At 35.1% G+C, this 17,346-nt stretch carries 13 protein-coding genes; 5 read left to right on the forward strand and 8 right to left on the reverse strand.

Going from position 1 to position 17,346, the window contains the following annotated elements; translation table 11 throughout:
- Positions 1 to 21: 21 nt before the first annotated feature.
- The 5 genes from GCQ56_RS03285 to GCQ56_RS03305 all read right to left on the reverse strand — a co-directional run bounded on the left by GCQ56_RS03285 (position 22) and on the right by GCQ56_RS03305 (position 6,517).
- On the reverse strand, positions 22 to 480 hold the full coding sequence (locus GCQ56_RS03285) for a Fur family transcriptional regulator (RefSeq protein WP_054714678.1): 459 nt from the start codon (positions 478 to 480) through the stop codon (positions 22 to 24).
- 101 nt (positions 481 to 581) lie between these two features.
- A complete protein-coding gene (locus tag GCQ56_RS03290) occupies positions 582 to 2,828 on the reverse strand; it encodes a bifunctional (p)ppGpp synthetase/guanosine-3',5'-bis(diphosphate) 3'-pyrophosphohydrolase (RefSeq protein WP_152732955.1) in 2,247 nt (748 codons plus the stop codon).
- A 190-nt stretch (positions 2,829 to 3,018) separates the two neighbouring features.
- Positions 3,019 to 4,326 carry a pitrilysin family protein gene (locus GCQ56_RS03295; RefSeq protein WP_152732956.1) on the reverse strand — a complete coding sequence of 436 codons (1,308 nt, stop codon included), beginning with the start codon at positions 4,324 to 4,326 and terminating at the stop codon, positions 3,019 to 3,021.
- Between the two features lie 2 nt (positions 4,327 to 4,328).
- Positions 4,329 to 5,567, reverse strand: a complete 1,239-nt coding sequence (locus GCQ56_RS03300; RefSeq protein WP_152732957.1) for a pitrilysin family protein — start codon at positions 5,565 to 5,567, stop codon at positions 4,329 to 4,331.
- A complete protein-coding gene (locus GCQ56_RS03305) occupies positions 5,564 to 6,517 on the reverse strand; it encodes a nitronate monooxygenase family protein (RefSeq protein ID WP_152732958.1) in 954 nt (317 codons plus the stop codon). Before GCQ56_RS03305 ends, GCQ56_RS03300 begins: the two co-directional genes overlap by 4 nt.
- Positions 6,518 to 6,873: 356 nt before the next feature.
- On the opposite strand from GCQ56_RS03305, the gene GCQ56_RS03310 reads away from it, so the two are divergent.
- From GCQ56_RS03310 to GCQ56_RS03325, 4 genes are all read left to right on the forward strand, one after another.
- Entirely contained in the window at positions 6,874 to 8,649 is a 1,776-nt protein-coding gene (locus GCQ56_RS03310) for a chloride channel protein (RefSeq protein WP_299992906.1), read from the forward strand.
- Positions 8,650 to 8,989: 340 nt separating this feature from the next.
- Positions 8,990 to 10,765 (forward strand): chloride channel protein, encoded by a 1,776-nt coding sequence (locus GCQ56_RS03315; protein WP_152732959.1) that lies wholly within the window; start codon positions 8,990 to 8,992, stop codon positions 10,763 to 10,765.
- Between the two features lie 135 nt (positions 10,766 to 10,900).
- The gene (gene hutG, locus GCQ56_RS03320; protein WP_152732960.1) at positions 10,901 to 11,908 is read left to right on the forward strand and encodes a formimidoylglutamase; all 1,008 of its coding nucleotides are present in this window, start codon (positions 10,901 to 10,903) and stop codon (positions 11,906 to 11,908) included.
- Positions 11,909 to 12,026: 118 nt separating this feature from the next.
- Positions 12,027 to 13,802 carry a chloride channel protein gene (locus GCQ56_RS03325; protein WP_152732961.1) on the forward strand — a complete coding sequence of 592 codons (1,776 nt, stop codon included), beginning with the start codon at positions 12,027 to 12,029 and terminating at the stop codon, positions 13,800 to 13,802.
- Between the two features lie 36 nt (positions 13,803 to 13,838).
- Here the strand turns inward: GCQ56_RS03325 and GCQ56_RS03330 are convergent, their stop codons facing one another.
- The 3 genes from GCQ56_RS03330 to GCQ56_RS03340 form a co-directional block, all read right to left on the reverse strand.
- A complete protein-coding gene (locus GCQ56_RS03330) occupies positions 13,839 to 14,435 on the reverse strand; it encodes a hypothetical protein (protein ID WP_152732962.1) in 597 nt (198 codons plus the stop codon).
- 138 nt (positions 14,436 to 14,573) lie between these two features.
- Positions 14,574 to 15,077, reverse strand: coding sequence for a hypothetical protein (locus GCQ56_RS03335; RefSeq protein ID WP_152732963.1), 504 nt, complete (start codon positions 15,075 to 15,077; stop codon positions 14,574 to 14,576).
- A gap of 39 nt (positions 15,078 to 15,116) precedes the next feature.
- Positions 15,117 to 15,599 (reverse strand): hypothetical protein, encoded by a 483-nt coding sequence (locus GCQ56_RS03340; RefSeq protein ID WP_152732964.1) that lies wholly within the window; start codon positions 15,597 to 15,599, stop codon positions 15,117 to 15,119.
- Positions 15,600 to 16,039: 440 nt separating this feature from the next.
- Between GCQ56_RS03340 and glyA the strand changes: the two genes are divergently transcribed.
- Positions 16,040 to 17,320 carry a serine hydroxymethyltransferase gene (glyA, locus tag GCQ56_RS03345; protein ID WP_152732965.1) on the forward strand — a complete coding sequence of 427 codons (1,281 nt, stop codon included), beginning with the start codon at positions 16,040 to 16,042 and terminating at the stop codon, positions 17,318 to 17,320.
- The last annotated feature ends 26 nt before the right edge of the window (positions 17,321 to 17,346 follow it).

Here is a 17,346-nt window from a genome sequence, read left to right on the forward strand (position 1 = left end):
AAAAGATGTATGTTGATAAATCTAGTTGTTTTCTAATTTTCTACATTCCTGACAGGTTCCGTAGATGTATAAAGAGTGGTGCGAAACTTTAAAATCCATGTCGTCTGAAACATTTCTTCTAACGTCATCAAGACGAGTATCGCAGAATTCAAGCACTTTTCCACAACGAGTACAGATTAAATGATCGTGCTTGTTACTATCATAAGCTTTTTCAAATTGAGCAATATTTTTACCAAACTGATGTTTGATAACTAACTTGCAATCTAAAAGAAGATCAATTGTATTGTAAAGCGTTGCTCTACTTACCCGATAGTTCTTATTTTTCATAAAGATGTACAGGGACTCAATGTCAAAGTGTCCTTCGCGAGAATAAATCTCATCTAAAATAGCATATCTTTCAGGGGTTTTTCGGTGTCCCTTTTTCTGAAGATATTCAGTAAACATCTTCTTGACAATTTCTTTGGTATCCTCGTTGCTCATATCTAAAAATAACCTAGGTGTTATCTAATCTAATTTAAAATAATGGGTCTAAAATAGTAATTTTTTTTAGAAAAGAGATGTTATTTAGAATAAATTTTAGTTTACGAGTACTCCTCAATATTTTCGATACGTTTCACATTATCCAGTCCTTTAATTTTGATTAATTTCATGATTAGATTATTGAGATCTTCGGTATTGTGAACGTAGAGATGTATTAATCCTTCGAATACACCATCGTGACTTTCAAAATGTAGGGATCTCATATTTACATCGTGATCCTTGGAAATGATATTGGTAACTTCATTCACAATTCCGATTTTATCGATGCCCGATAATTCAATAACTGCTAGAAATGACATTAATCGATGACTTGTCCAATCTGCAGCCAAAAGTCTGTCCCCCTGACTAGACATTAACTTAAGAGCATTTGGGCATTTCCTTTTGTGAATAGTTACATTATTTGCCATATCCACATAGCCTAGTACTTCATCTCCAGGGATTGGTTTACAGCAAGTAGCAATTTTATAAGTTTCATTAGCAGCCATTTCGCTAAGAACCAATGTTTTTTTCTTATCTACTTCTGGTTTTGTATCTTCCTGGGTTTCTGGAACTATTTCTTCTTTTTTATCTTTCGAATTGCCGAAGAATTGCAGTTTCCAGTATTTAATAAATTTACTTTTTGATTTTTTCTTTACTACCGATTCTATTTCATTGATATCAATTTTACCTAAGCCAATTTTATAGAAAAGTTCTTCCTTATTTGATAGGTTATAATGCTCCAGCATCTTACGGAAAGATTTGGAATTCACTTTTAAGCCAACATCTAGCAATTGACTTTCTACCATTTTGGCACCTTTAACGGTATATTCTTTTCTTTCCTTTTTAAATGCTGTTTTAATTTTTGATTTGGCTTTTGCAGTTACGATAAAATCAAGCCATTCATGTTTAGGTGATTGCTTTTCAGAGGTTAGAATTTCAACCTGATCACCACTTTTAAGAACATGACTTAAAGGCACAAGTTTATGATTTACCTTAGCACCAATACATTGATTACCTATATCGGTATGGATATCGTAGGCAAAATCAAGAGTGGTAGCATTTTTAGGTAAGGTTTTAATATGTCCTTTAGGAGTAAACACCTGAATCTCATGCGAAAAGAGGTTCAACTTGAACTCATCTAAAAAAGCCATTGCATCAGCTTCTGGATTATCAAGAATTTCTCTTACATCTTTTAGCCATTTATCCAGTTCGGACTCTCCTCCGTTTACATTGTATTTAGCTTGAACCGCAAAACCTTTTTCAGCGATATCATCCATTCGCTCAGTTCTGATCTGAAATTCCACCCAATTTCCAAGAGGTCCCATTGCAGTAACATGAAGTGCTTCGTATCCATTTGCTTTTGGAGTACTCACCCAATCTCTGATTCTTTCAGGTTTTGGTTTGTAGATATCCGTAATCAATGAATAAATATTCCAGCATTGATTTTTTTCAGGAATTCCATCTTCAGGTTTGAAAACAACGCGAACCGATAACTGATCGTAAATTTGTTCAATACTAACTTTTTGTGATTGCATTTTGGTCCAAATCGAATAGACAGATCGGGGACGGTTTTTTATTGAACTTCGAATGTTGTTTTCGCGAAGCTTAATTTTAATAGGAGCAATGATTTTTTTAATCAGTTTTTCCTGTCTCTCCTCATGTTCTCTTACTTTTTCCGAAATGGCATTATAATCTTCGGGATGTTCATATTTTAAACTGAGATTTTCAAGTTCAGTTTTAATAGAATACAATCCCATCCTATGTGCTAAAGGAGCAAAAAGGAATAAGGTTTCGCCAGCAATTTTCATTTGCTTTCGCAATGGCATCGAGTTTAAGGTTCGCATGTTGTGCAAACGATCTGCCATCTTTATTAGAATCACACGAAGATCATCCGATAATGTAAGAAGCATTTTTCGAAAATTCTCAGCTTGCATTGAAGTTGTTTGATCGAAAACGCCTTTTATTTTGGTTAAACCATCAACAATTTGAGAGACTTTGGTTCCAAATAAGTTTTCAATATCCTCAACAGTGTAGTCTGTATCTTCGACAACATCGTGCAGGAGAGAAGCAACAATCGATTTCGTTCCTAATCCCATTTCCTTAGCTGCGATATGTGCTACTTCAATTGGATGCAATATATAAGGTTCGCCTGATTTGCGACGCACTCCTTTATGAGCTTCCCATGCAAAATGGAAAGCTTTATCTATTAAATTTTTACTTTCTGCAGCGCGACTTCTTTTACAATCTTTTAAAAGAGATTCGTACGCATCAAGTACTAATTGTTTATCGTTTTCGGTCTCAACACTCATAAAAACCTTTCTGCTCAGTATTGTTAGTTGTAGTTGTTTCGTTTAAATGTAGCGAAAACTAACAATTTTTTAATATTAAAAAGAGGACTAATTTCTTTTATTTTATCGGAAAATATCGATTTTTCATCGTTTAAGACAAGAAAAGAGCAAGTTAATCCGTTCAAACTTATTATTTGTTGAAAATTTAGAACTAGTTAAGAACTGATTCGCAACTCGCAGGTCCACAAACAACTAGCTGCAAATCTTCTTCCTGGAAATATTTTATAGCCAAATTCTGAATATTTTCTGGTGTTATTTGTTTTAAATCTCTTATAAAAGTCTCATAATAAGAGTTGTCTAATCCAAATTGAAGATTTCCTTTTAAACTTTCAGAAAGAGCAAAAGGGCTATCTAAATTTCGTAACATTTCACCAGAAATGTAATTTTTCACCAGTTTTAATTCATCTTCTGGTACCAATTCATCTCTTAATCGCTTTATCTCTTTAAAAATTTCACTTATTGCATCTTTGCAAACATCGCTTCCAACTTCGGTGACAATAACAAAATGTCCGGCTTTTAAATGTGAAATTACAATTGAGTTAATACCATAAGTATATCCTTTATCTTCACGGATATTTTGCATTAATCGAGACCCAAAATAACCTCCTAAAATCAGATTGAACAACTGAAGGGTGGTGTAATCTTCATGAGTTTTGTTAATAATAGGTCTGCCAATTCTGATACAAGCCTGAACTGCATCATCCTTAGGGATAAAAGTTGATTTGTCTTTAGAGTGAACTACATCATGACCTGGATTATCAATTGGTTTACTTATTGACCATTTTTCGGATCCAAACAAATTTTCCAATTTTTCCAGAACTGTATCATCAACTTTTCCAGCAATAATAATATGGCAGTTCTCCGGACGATAGCATTTTTGATAAAAGGCTTTCACCTTTTCAAGATCCAATTGATCAAATTCTTCATCAGAAAAAGTATTGGCATAGGGATGGTTTTCACCATAAATAAGTTCGTTGAACTTATCCTTTGCCAAAACATTGGTTTTTTGATGCTCGATTTGATATTGCTGCTTTTTATTTAATAAGACTGTTTGAAACTCTTTTTTTGGAAAAGATGAATGTTTGATCAAATCTTCAGTTAGCTCTAATGTTTCAGTAAGATATTTATTGAGTGTGTAAAGACTGATGCTGGCATCGTGCTTGGCAGCCGCAAATCCAATGTAAGCACCGTAGTAATCAAATTTCTCTGCAATTTCAGCGGCATTGTATTTATTAGTTCCTTCGTTTAGCATGCTTGAAGCCATGCTAGCAATAAGTGGAGATTTTTGTGCCCAAACGCCTGCATTAAAAATGAATTCAATTTTCACAACATCCTGACTACCTCCATTAATAACGTGTACAGGAATATTGTTGCTTAAACTGTATTTTTGATCAGCTAGAATTTCAATGCTATCAACAGTTTTAAAATCGGGTGCTGTATTTCTATATAGTTTCTCCATTTTTATTTTTTCGCGTGATAATAAAGAACCGAACAATTCTCTTTTTTGAACAATTTGGCTGAGGTAGTTAAAATATCTTCCACACTTACTTTTTGATATCGATCTACTTCGGTATTGATTTCATTTGCATCACCTAATAGTTCATGAGTAGCTAAATTCATAGCTTTATTTAGGTAACTGATTTCAGAAAAAACCAATGAGGATTCAACTTTGTTCTTCACTTTTTGAAGTTCGTAGTCTGATACTTTTTCAGTAGCAATTTTATTCAGTTCTTCCCAAATTGCATCTTCTGCAACTTCAAACGACACTCCTTCTGTTAGTTTTCCGGTTACCAGAAATAAACCCGGTTCGTGATCTCCGGTTAAGTAAGCATCAATTGAAGAAAATAAGTTTTTCTCCTTTATCAGCGATTGAAAAATTCTCGATGATTGTCCATTGGATAAAACATCTGAGACCAAATCGGTTGAATAGAATTCATCATCAGTTCTTTTGCCCATATGGAATGCCATATAAATAGCATCGAAAGGAACATTTCTTTCAACATGCAAACTTCTGAATTCAGTTTGCTTTGGTTCTTCAGGAAGATTTCTTTGTGCAACTTCTCTGCGTTCAATTGGACCAAACCATTTTTCAGCCAATTGTTTTACATTTTCAGTTTCTACATTTCCTGAAACAACAAGAATGGCATTATTTGGCGCATAATGCTTAAAGAAAAATTCTTTTACTTCATCTAAATGAACGGTTTCAATTTGCTCAATTGATTTACCAATAGTAGACCATTGGTAAGGGTGTTTTTTATAAACCAATGGACGTAGATGCAACCATACATCACCATAAGGTTGATTAAAATATCGTTGCTTAAATTCTTCAATTACTACATTTCGCTGAACCTCTAGACTCTTTTCGCTGAAAGCCAAACTCAGCATTCTATCCGATTCCAACCAAAAAGCTGTTTCCAAATTTGCTTTTGGTACGGTAAGGTAATAATTCGTAACATCGTTACTTGTCCAGGCATTGTTATCGCCTCCAACAAGTTGTAATGGTTCATCGTAATTTGGAATATTAACAGATCCACCAAACATTAAATGTTCAAAAAGGTGAGCAAATCCGGTTCTTTCCGGATCTTCATCTTTTGCACCAATGTTGTATAGGATATTAACAGCTGCCATTGGTGTTGTTTCATCGTGATGAACAATCACTCGTAAGCCATTTTCTAATGTGAATTTATCGAATTCTATCATACGTTTAATTCCAAATTTGTTATGTTTGATACTGCTTCTTTATATTCTTTCTTTATCTCCGAAACAATATCAGCAACAGATTGAATTTCGAAGATCATAGCAGAAACTTGTCCAATTTCAAGTTCACCTTCATCAAGTTTACCTTCGAACATTCCTTTTTTGGCTCTTCCTTTTCCTAATATCTCTTTCATCTCTTCTGGAGATGCTCCTCTGCATTCAGCATCGTGAACCTGATCGAAAAAATGATTTTTTATCAATCGGGTAGGAGCGAGTTTTTTTAATGCTAATTTTGTTCCACCTTCAGCCAATCCAATTACAGATTTTTTAAATTCAATATGAGCTGATGATTCTTCGGCAACAGCAAAACGAGTTCCCATCTGAACTCCATCAGCACCCAAAACCATGGCGGCTAACATGCTATTTCCCGATCCTATTCCTCCTGCAGCAATAAGAGGCAATGTTGTTGCTTTTCTTGCCGATGGAATTAATGTCATTGTTGTCGTTTCTTCACGGCCGTTGTGTCCTCCGGCTTCGAAACCTTCTGCAACAATAGCATCAACACCGGCATCTTCGCATTTTTTAGCAAAGAATGCACTCGATACAACGTGCACAACAGTAATTCCATGTTCTTTTAAAAATGGAGTCCATTTTTTAGGACTTCCAGCTGATGTAAATACAATCTTCACTTCTTCCTTAACAATGATGTCCATGATTTTATCCATTTCAGGATAAAGCAGGGGTACATTTACGCCAAAAGGTTTATTGGTTGCAGCTTTGGTTTTTTGGATGTGTTCCTGAAAAGTTTCGGGATGCATCGATCCTGCACCAATTAATCCTAATCCTCCAGCATTACTTACGGCACTTGCAAGTCTCCAGCCCGAACACCATACCATTCCACCTTGAATAAGTGGTAAATCTATATTGAAAAGAGATGTGATTCTATTTTTCATCTTATACTTTACTTTTATATAATCAAAAAAAGACACAAGGCTAAAGTGTATGCTTGCGTCTTATTTGGATGTTTTGTGTGATGCAAATTTAGAAAAATTCTTGATAAGAATAAGATGTATAAGTATGATTTTAAGCATGCAATTTTCAAATGATTAGAGAATCAAGTAGTGCTTTTGTCTAATTTGTTCTTTAGATTAAATATGTATTCCAATTTCAGCCAATTTTATTGTGCTCTTTTCCATTTAGGTCTTGTATCTTAATAAACTAATTACTTATTTTTATGCCTGAAATTAAAAGAGGGGTTAACCATTGTCAATCAACGCGTTTCAGTTAATTGGCTGTATTACAAAAAAGAGTGAAGAAAAAATCATTATTAGGCCGTTTTCTAGTTTGGCGATTAAAGCATGTGAGCGATCGTCAGTTTATTTCTTTTATGGCCGTACTTATAGGTGTTACATCGGGAATTGCAGCCGTTATTATTAAGAATTCGGTGCACTTTATTAGTACTTTATTACAGAATAATTCCTCTGACGAATATCAGAATATACTATATGTGATCTATCCGACTATAGGTATTCTTGTAGCCGTTCTCTTTATAAAATTTGTAATTCGACGTCCGGTTCGGCATGGAATTCCGAATGTTTTGTATAGTATCTCGAAAACAAACGGTCAGATCAATCGTCACAATATGTTTTCATCGATTGTTACCTCTGCTTTTACTGTAGGTTTTGGTGGATCGGTAGGATTGGAGGGACCAACAGTAGCTACTGGTGCCGCTTTGGGTTCTAATATTGGTCGATTGTTTCATCTAAATTATAAACAGATTACTCTTCTATTAGGATGTGCGTGTGCTGGTGCAATGGCTGCTATTTTTAAAGCTCCTATTGCAGCTATTGTATTTGCTTTAGAGGTTATCATGTTGGATTTAACAATGTGGTCGCTAGTGCCGCTTTTGTTAGCATCAGCTTCGGCTGTTCTTACTTCGTATTTCTTTTTAGGAATGGATGTTTTGTATCCTTTTGAAGTAGAGAATGGCTTTGATATGAAAGATTTGCCATACTATATTGCTTTGGGAATTTTTACCGGTTTGATAGCTACTTATTTTACCAAGTCTTACATGTTTATTCATGGTATTTTTGAAAAGATAGATAATATCTATAAAAAATTGTTGATTGGTGCATTATCCTTAGGGGTAATCATTTTCTTTTTTCCTTCCTTATTTGGTGAGGGATATCATGCTATAAATGCATGTCTTTCTGGTGATTATTCTTATTTGTATAACAACTCTTTTTTCTATTCATTCAGTGAGAATTTTTGGGTGTTGATTGTGCTGTTTGTAATGGTAATTTTCTTTAAGGTGATTGCAGCCTCTATTACATTTGGAGCTGGTGGAGTAGGCGGTATTTTTGCGCCAACCCTTTTTATGGGGGTTAATGCGGGAGTCTTGTTTGCCAAAGTTGTGCAATACATGGGATTACGAGATTTGCAGGTGAATAACTTTGCTTTAATTGGAATGGCAGGAATGATTGCCGGTGTACTGCATGCACCATTAACCGGTTTATTCTTGATTGCTGATATTTCTGGTGGTTACCAGTTATTTGTTCCTTTGATGATTACGGCAACTATTTCTTACGCAACAGTAAAGACATTCGAACCTCACTCGGTTTATACCATTCAGTTGGCAAAGCGTAAGGAGTTAATGACTCACGATAAAGATCAAAACGTTCTGTCCTTAATGCGTGTAACTAAGTTGATAGAAAAGAACTTTAGTACCGTTAATGCAGATGCTACACTGGGCGATTTGGTTAAAGTTATTGCCAAAGCAAATCGTAATATATTTATTGTGATTGATGAAGAAAACAACTTTCAGGGTATCGTAAAAATGGATGATATCAGAGAAATCATGTTCCAACCTGAAAAATACGATGAGGTTTTTGTTCGTGATTTAATGGTTGTTCCTCAAGTAGTGATTCAACATGATGAATCGATGGCTGATGTTGCGAGGAAATATCAGTATTCGGATAAATTCAATTTAGTTGTTTTAAAAGATGGGAAATATTGTGGTTGTGTTTCTCGTGCTCAGATATTTTCTACCTATAGAAGAATGTTAAAACACTTTTCTGAAGATTAGTATTGGTTTCATTTGATTTTATAAAGAAGGAATTATAGCAAACGTTTGCTTGTTTGATGTTGTGATATAGTACTTTAACTTCTTTTTTGAAAAGTTTTTAAAAATTATTTAGAAAAGGGTTTTTCATTTCCGATTATCTATTACTTTTGCACTCACTTTTTAAAATCTGTTAAGACAATTAATTGCAGAACAGATAAGAAAATCAGATGAATACATCTTTTATTATAAGTTGCTAAACTTTTTTATGTATTTATCTAAAAGGCCGCCTGACTTCTTCAGCCATCCGACCTTTGAGTTTTAATTTAGTAGAGTTTAATTAGGCTAATCTGGATTCGGAGTAATGAAGAATAAAAGTTTGCTTTCCCGTTTTTTAATTTGGAGGGTAAAGAACATCAGGGAACGTCAATTCGTTCTAATTTTAAGTTTTATAGTTGGTCTTGTTAGTGGTTTGGCTGCCCTATTGTTGAAGAATGCCATTCATTTTACACACCATTTTTTAACACATCGTTTGCATGTTGAATCTGCCAACTTATTATATTTGGCATATCCAGCGGTGGGGATTCTCTTAACAGTTTTGTTCGTAAAGTTCTTTGTGAAGGATAATATTGGACATGGAGTTTCTAGAATTCTGTATGCCATATCGAAGAAAAACTCTTTGATAAAATCACATAATAATTTCTCTTCGGTGGTTGCCAGTACTCTAACTATTGGGTTTGGTGGATCGGTAGGAGCAGAGGCACCAGTAGTTTTAACGGGAGCATCCATTGGATCCAATTTGGGTCGAATGTTCCACATGAATCAAAAAATCATCACCCTGATGGTTGGTTGCGGTGCAGCAGGAGCAATTGGAGGAATCTTTAAAGCACCAATGGCTGGAATGGTATTTACACTGGAGGTGTTAATGCTTGATTTGACTATGGCATCGCTAATTCCATTGCTGATTTCATCGATTACAGGAGCAAGTATTTCCTATTTTTTCATGGGTAAAGGAGTGTTGCTATCCTATGATGTAACGGAGCCTTTTGTAATTGGTAACTTTCCATACTACATTCTGCTTGGTGTATTCGCAGGTTTGGTTTCTCTATATTTTACGCGTTTTTCCATGTATTTGGAATCTTTATTTGATAAGGTGACCAATTGCTATCGTAAAATGTTAATTGGTGGGCTTGCCTTGGGGATTCTAATCTTTTTATTTCCTCCACTTTATGGAGAAGGATACAGTACAATTCAAGCTCTATTAAATGGTGATCACACTTATTTAGTCAACAACAGTATCTTTTATTTTTTGAAAGATAACTATTGGTTGTTACTTGGTTATATCGTTCTGATATTAGGGTTTAAAGTTATTGCTTCAACCGTTACTACTGGTAGTGGAGGTGTTGGTGGTATTTTTGCACCATCCTTATTCTTAGGAGGTGTATCCGGCTTTTTTGTTGCTCGATTTGTGAATGGATTCAATTTTGTGAATCTATCAGAAAGTAATTTCACCCTTATTGGGATGGCTGGAATGATGGCTGGGGTAATGCATGCTCCTTTAACTGCAATTTTCCTTATTGTTGAGATTACTGGCGGTTACGAGTTGTTTATTCCAATCATGATTACGGCAACTATCGCTTACCTAACCATCATGTATTTTGAACCGCATTCTATTTATACCAAGCGTTTGGCAAAACGTGGAGAGTTGATCACTCATAATAAGGACAAAGCCGTTTTAACCCTAATGAAAATGGGTAGAGTGATCGAGACTGACCTGAAGAAAGTTAAGCCAGATGCAACTTTAGGAGAATTGGTAAAGATCATATCACATTCACAGCGAAATATTTTCCCAGTTGTTGATGAAGAGGAAAAGTTGTTGGGAATTGTATTGTTGGATGACATTCGAAATATCATGTTTAATCCAGAAATGTATGATGATACCTACGTTAGAAATCTGATGATAATGCCACCTGCGATATTGGATGCCGATGCTCCAATGGAGAAGGTGATGAGAAGATTTGAAGAAACAGGAGCCTGGAACCTTCCGGTTACTCAGGATGAAAAATATTTGGGATTTGTATCAAAAGCTAAAATCTTCAACGTATACCGAAGAGTTTTGGTGCACTTTTCAGATGAATAGTAGTTTTAGATTAGTTATAGGTTAGTTAGAAGCTTGCTCATTTATGGGCAAGCTTTTTAATTGTGTAAGATATAACACTAAAAAGCATTGCTCTTTAGTAGAATACTTATATTTGAGGCACAAAAACTATTAACAATGAACAACAAATATTACCAACCACTAAACTCTGATATTTGGCAAGGAAGAGTTGATGATGAGGAGGATTACGACTCTTTTCGATGGCATCAAATCATTCAACCATTAGATATAACAGGAAATAATATAAAGCCTGAAAAAGGATTTGGCTTACTTGGCTTTTGCTGCGATAAAGGTGTTCAACGAAATTTAGGACGAAAAGGAACCTCGAAAGCTCCTAATAGTATCCGTAAGGAGATGGCTAATTTACCATGTACTTTTCCACAGTCGACTCAAATTTACGATTGTGGAGATATTGTAAGTGAAGTTGGAGAGCTTGAAGATGTGCAAGAGGCTTTGGCTACTACTGTTTGTCGAATGTTACAGTTAGATCTTTTCCCTATTATTTTAGGTGGCGGACACGAAATAGCTTACGGACATTATTTAGGAATAGAACGATTCTTAAAACAGGAGAATCAGGAATTGGGAATCTTTAATTTAGATGCTCATTTTGACATGCGACCATATAAAAATGGGGCAAGTTCGGGAACCATGTTTGCTCAAATTGCAGATCGTTGCCAGAAACAGAGCAAAGATTTTCGCTACATGGTAGCCGGAATTCAGCAATATGGAAATACCGTAGGCTTGTTCAAAAAAGCGGACGATTTAAATGTAAAGTACCTGATGGCTCGTGACATTTCTAACGATACTATGTTTGCAGTAGGGCAGGATATAATTCGCTTTACCAAAAAGCAGAAAAAGATATACATGACACTTTGTTCCGATGTAATTTCATCGGCTTATGCTCCAGGAGTTAGTGCGCCTCAACCATTTGGTTTACATCCCGAAATAATCTTGAAACTGATCAAAACAGTCATTCAATCAGGAAAAGTAATCAGCTTTGATATTGCTGAGGTATCACCTCGTTTCGATGAAGACAATAGAACTTCCAAACTGGCAGCAATTATTATTTTTGCAGTTATCAATTCGGTAATTGAATTTGGGAATGGAGAGGATTGTAGTTGTTAGTTGAATTATAAGGTAATTCTTTTATGAGAAAATTCAATCACTATAAAAAGATGCTCCTATTTGTTTTTTCATTCCCTCTCAATTTGTTAAATTAGAAGCTATCACCCAAGATAGCTCTATGGCACAAACCACTCGTTGGCGCAGATTTCTGATTTGGAGATTGCGCCATATCACCAATCAAAACTTCATGCTTATTTTAAGTGTGTTTGTTGGAATTACTTCCGGAATGACTGCATTAATTCTAAAAACGGCAGTTTATCGTGGACGAGAGTTTTTATTGGAGGGAATCGATTGGACATATCAAAACTATCTGTTTTTTCTTTATCCAATGATAGGAGTGGGACTTACACTCCTCTTTAAGAAATACATTATTCGTGATTTTATTAAGCACAACATTACGGCACTACTGCAAGCCATATCGAAGCGAAACAGTATTGTGAAGTTTCACAAGGCTTATTCTTCGGTGATAGGTTCAATTATTACGGCAGGTTTTGGGGGAAGTATTGGTTTGGAGTCACCTATTATATCATCGGGAGCTGCCATAGGCTCGAATATGGCTCGTAATTTTCATCTTAATTATAAGGAGATTACTGTATTGATGGCTTGTGGAGCATCGGGCGCCATTGCTGCTATTTTTAATACCCCAATTGCAGCCATTGTTTTTGCTTTGGAAGTTTTACTCATTGACTTGTCTCGCTTTTCGCTGATACCACTTCTAACAGCATCGGTAAGTGGAGCAATTACCACAAAGTTATTTCTTGATGAGGATATCTTAATTGAATTTGCTATTACCTCACCATTTATGGTAAGAGATATTCCATTTTTTATTTTACTTGGGATTTTATCGGGTTTTACTTCGGTTTACTTTACCCGTATGTTTTTATGGATTGAGAATAAATTTGAAAGCATAAAGTTACGAGGAAACCGAATGTTGATAGGAGGTTTGGCGTTGGGAGTAATGATTTTCTATTTTCCAGCTCTTTATGGTGAGGGATACAATATGGTAAAAGCCTTAATTGGTGGACGATTGGATGAGGTGTTTCAATCGAGCTTGTTCGAGAATTATACTGAAGTATGGTATATGGTCATTATATTTATTGGTGCCATGGTTTTACTCAAGGTGATTGCAACATCTATTACCTTGGGAGCTGGTGGAATAGGCGGGATTTTTGCACCATCGGTATTCACCGGAGCTATGCTGGGCTTCCTTTTCGTATATATTTTCAATCATTTTCAGCTGGGTGAACCTTTGGATGCCAATAACTTTACATTGGTTGGAATGGCAAGTGTACTGGGAGGCGTATTACAGGCACCTTTAACAGGGATATTTCTAATTGCCGAAATTACCAGTGGCTACGAGCTGATTGTTCCGCTGATGTTATCAACTACTATATCTTTCATTACTGTAAAGAGTTTACAGAAAGAATCGATTGTAACCACTCAGTTGGCTAATAAAGGGGAATTGATAACCCACAATAAAGATAGGGCAGTGTTAACTTTTATGCAGTTGTCAAGAGTGATTGAAAGAGACTTGATCAGCATTAACGAAAATGCCACCTTAGAAGATTTGGTTAAAGTGATCTCTAAATCGAAGCGTAATATTTATCCTGTTTTAACCGAGGAAAGGTATTTAATAGGCGTGATTTTACTGGATGATGTGCGCGAAATCATGTTCAACAACGAAATGTATGCTACACCTATTAGCAATTTAATGATCATGCCACCTGCTTCTATATCCTATAAAGATTCTATGGAGGTGGTATTAAAGAAATTTACAGAAACAGGAGCATGGAATTTGCCTGTGATTGATGATGGAAAATACATTGGTTTTGTGTCGAAATCGAAATTGTTTTCTGCCTATCGTCAGCACTTGGTGAAAATTACTGCGGATTAATTTTGTAGGGATGTTGCATGCAATGTCTCTAAAGTTTTAAATGTCTATTTCATTGTTTGTTGACTTGTTGTGCTTGTGATATATTGAATCTCTTTTTCGGAAATATTCTTGTCTTTCTTTCATAAATTCGTTGTGGAGTGAATCCAAATCTTTGTGCATTTCTTTATTTCGTTCTTGTCTGAAAAACTGATGATTCTCCATCATTTCTTCCAATTCTTTAAAAAATTCTCTGTGGCTTGAATCTCTAAAGAAGAAATTCTTACGATTAAACTGAGGATCGAAAAAATCTTTATCGAAAAAATCATCAGAGAAGAATGGGTGGTGAAAGGATTTGTTCACCGAAGTATCTCTCTTGAAAAAATGTTGCATTCTTTCCTGCATTTCTTTTCTCATTTCATGAATATCCGAGAATTTTAAAAATACTGAATCGGGCATAAAATGATACGTGCTGTCTGATGACCAAGAATAAACATAGGTAGAGTCGTAACGAATAAGATTGCCATCTTTATCGTATTCTCGATTCACATCGATGTTTTTCTTCGGTAGATTTTTTTGAATCGTGTCTTGGCTAAATACTGAAGTAGATATTAGTAAAACACATAATGAGAGTAATATTTTACTTACATGTTTCATAATAAATAAGTTTATGGTTTTGCAAAATAAATTTACAAAACCTATGGCTTTTATCAGCGTTAAATTATTTTAAAAAGTATTAAAAAAGCTGCCCTTGTATAAGAGCAGCTGATTCCGAAACTATATATTGAATTAAAACTATTTCATGTGTTTTAAATTCACTGCATACATGATGATAAATAATATTGAAAACCCACCACCAATCATTGTATTTGTCAGCATTGCATTAAAATCAATTAAGGCAAGAGGGATTAATAGACCGAATAAGTTCGCAAAAGTATACAAGTAAAAACCATTCTTCATTAATTTAAACATCATAAAAACACCAATAAGGCTTAAAAGTGCGAATAAACCATAGGCACCTGTAATCATACCTAAATTGTTAGACATAGCCTCTAATTCTACAAGTTTATTTACTGCGCTATTGTAAAGATATCCAGAATCACTCCCAGAATCTTCCATCATTTCTACAGCTTCAGTTAATTGTTCTACTTGTTTAGGATAAGCATTCTCAAATGTAAAAAAAGTATACGCCCAGAAAATTAATCCAGCACCACTACCAATAAATGATAGTATGCAGATAACAGTCAAGAAAGTTGGTCTTTTTTTAGGTAGTTCAATAGTAGTTACATTTTCTTCCATAATTAAATAGTTTTTTTTGGGGATAAGTAATAAAATATATTAATTCATTTTTTTAAGGTTGATAGCGTAAAGGGCAATAAATAGAATTGTAAATACGCTAGAAAATAGAATTCCAATATTAATAAGTGGGTTGAATCCAATGAATATAGGAGCTGCAAAAAGCATTAATACCTGAGCCGTAGCATAAATATAGAATCCCATTTTTTTCATGCGAAACATGAGGATGGCTCCGGTTAAACTTGCAGCATACAAAAGAAATTCAGTTAAGGAGATAGCATACATGTGATCGATAGCTTTTTCAGCCATACCAAATGCCATTTCAACAATTTTTCTGGCAAAAGGTTCATCAATTTCGTCTAATGCATAAGTGTAGTCAGTCATATCGAACATCTGCATGAAAGGCGAGATGATCATTGCAATTAGTTTATTTACTAATCCCAGTCCACTGCCAATAAAGGTAAGAATGCACAATGCTGTTAATAGTCCGGGTCTTTGTTTTGGGGTAGTTTCAACAATTTCCATAGGTTCTAATTTATTGAATTCAAGTTTGATTTTGCATTTATAAATTTACAATAAACAAGTTAAGTATGAAAAAGATGTTCTCTTAATTAGATTTTATAATGGAAAATCAGGATAAGTTCAGATTTTTACACGATAATCATAACTTAAAATACTTGAGAGTGATTTAGAAACATGATAATAATCGCATTTAAGCAATGCTTTTTATTATATGCTTTATAAATGTTTGTTTAGGTATGAATTAAGCAAAGAATAATTTTTTTAATATCCCGATTTGTCTAATTTTGAACCTGCACTTTAGAAATAGAATTATTGATTAAATTTTGTGGTGCATTATCTTTTCAAGGGGGATTAAATTTCAGTAAACATGGGGCTTTAACCCTTTAAAACACTAACAAAACATTAAATCATTCCGAGTGAAATCGGGAAAAAGACAAACAACAATGGAAAGAGATATACAAATTTTCGACCTAATTGATCAGGAATACCTTCGTCAGAAAAATGGTATTGAATTGATTGCTTCTGAGAACTTCGTAAGTCAGCAAGTAATGGATGCGATGGGATCTTGTCTAACTAACAAGTATGCTGAAGGATATCCTGGAAAGCGTTACTATGGTGGTTGTCAGATTGTAGATCAGACAGAGCAGTTGGCAATTGACAGAGCATGTGAGCTTTTCGGTGCAGAGTATGCAAACGTACAGCCTCACTCTGGTGCACAGGCAAATGCTGCAGTATTTTATGCTTGTATGAAACCAGGTGATACTTTCTTGGGATTAGATTTGGCTCATGGTGGTCACCTATCTCACGGTTCTCCTGTAAACCTTTCAGGTAACCTTTACAATCCGGTTGCTTATCATGTAAATGAAGAGACTGGTTTAGTTGATTACGATGAGGTAGAAAAATTGGCTTTAGAGCACAATCCAAAAATGATTGTTGCTGGTGCTTCGGCATATTCTCGTGATTGGGATTTCCCACGTTTACGTGAAATTGCTGATAAAGTAGGTGCTATTTTAATGGCTGATATCGCTCACCCTGCAGGTTTAATTGCAAAAGGATTGTTGAGTAACCCAGTTCCTCACTGTCATGTTTGTACTACAACTACTCACAAAACTCTTCGTGGACCTCGTGGTGGTTTGATCATTGTAGGAAAAGATTTCGAAAACCCATTCGGAGCAAAAACTCCTAAAGGTGTTACTAAAATGATGTCTGCAGTTTTGGATTTCGCCGTATTCCCAGGACAGCAGGGTGGACCATTAGAGCATGTAATTGCTGCTAAGGCAGTTGCTTTTGGTGAAGCATTAACTGATTCTTATAAAGAGTATGCTATTCAGATGCAGAAGAATGCAAATGTAATGGCTGAGGAATTCATCAAATTAGGATATAAAGTAGTATCAGGTGGTACTGATAACCATTCAATGCTGATCGACTTACGTTCTAAGTTCCCTGAGATTACAGGTAAGAAAGTTGAAAATATCCTAGTTGAAGCAGATATCACTATCAATAAGAACATGGTTCCTTTCGATACTCGTTCTCCATTCTCAACTTCAGGTTTACGTGTTGGTACTCCAGCAATCACTACTCGTGGTTTAAAAGAGGAGCACATGCCAGTTATCGTTCAAATGATTGATGAGGTGATCTCAAATATCGAAAACGAAGAGGTAATTGCTTCGGTTCGTACTCGCGTAAATGAGATGATGTGTGAGCGTCCAATGTTTGCTTGGTAAATCAAATAAACAACATATAATTTCAA

Origin of the sequence: Marinifilum sp. N1E240, from assembly GCF_009295825.1 — a bacterium.
Taxonomy (GTDB): domain Bacteria; phylum Bacteroidota; class Bacteroidia; order Bacteroidales; family Marinifilaceae; genus Marinifilum_A; species Marinifilum_A sediminis.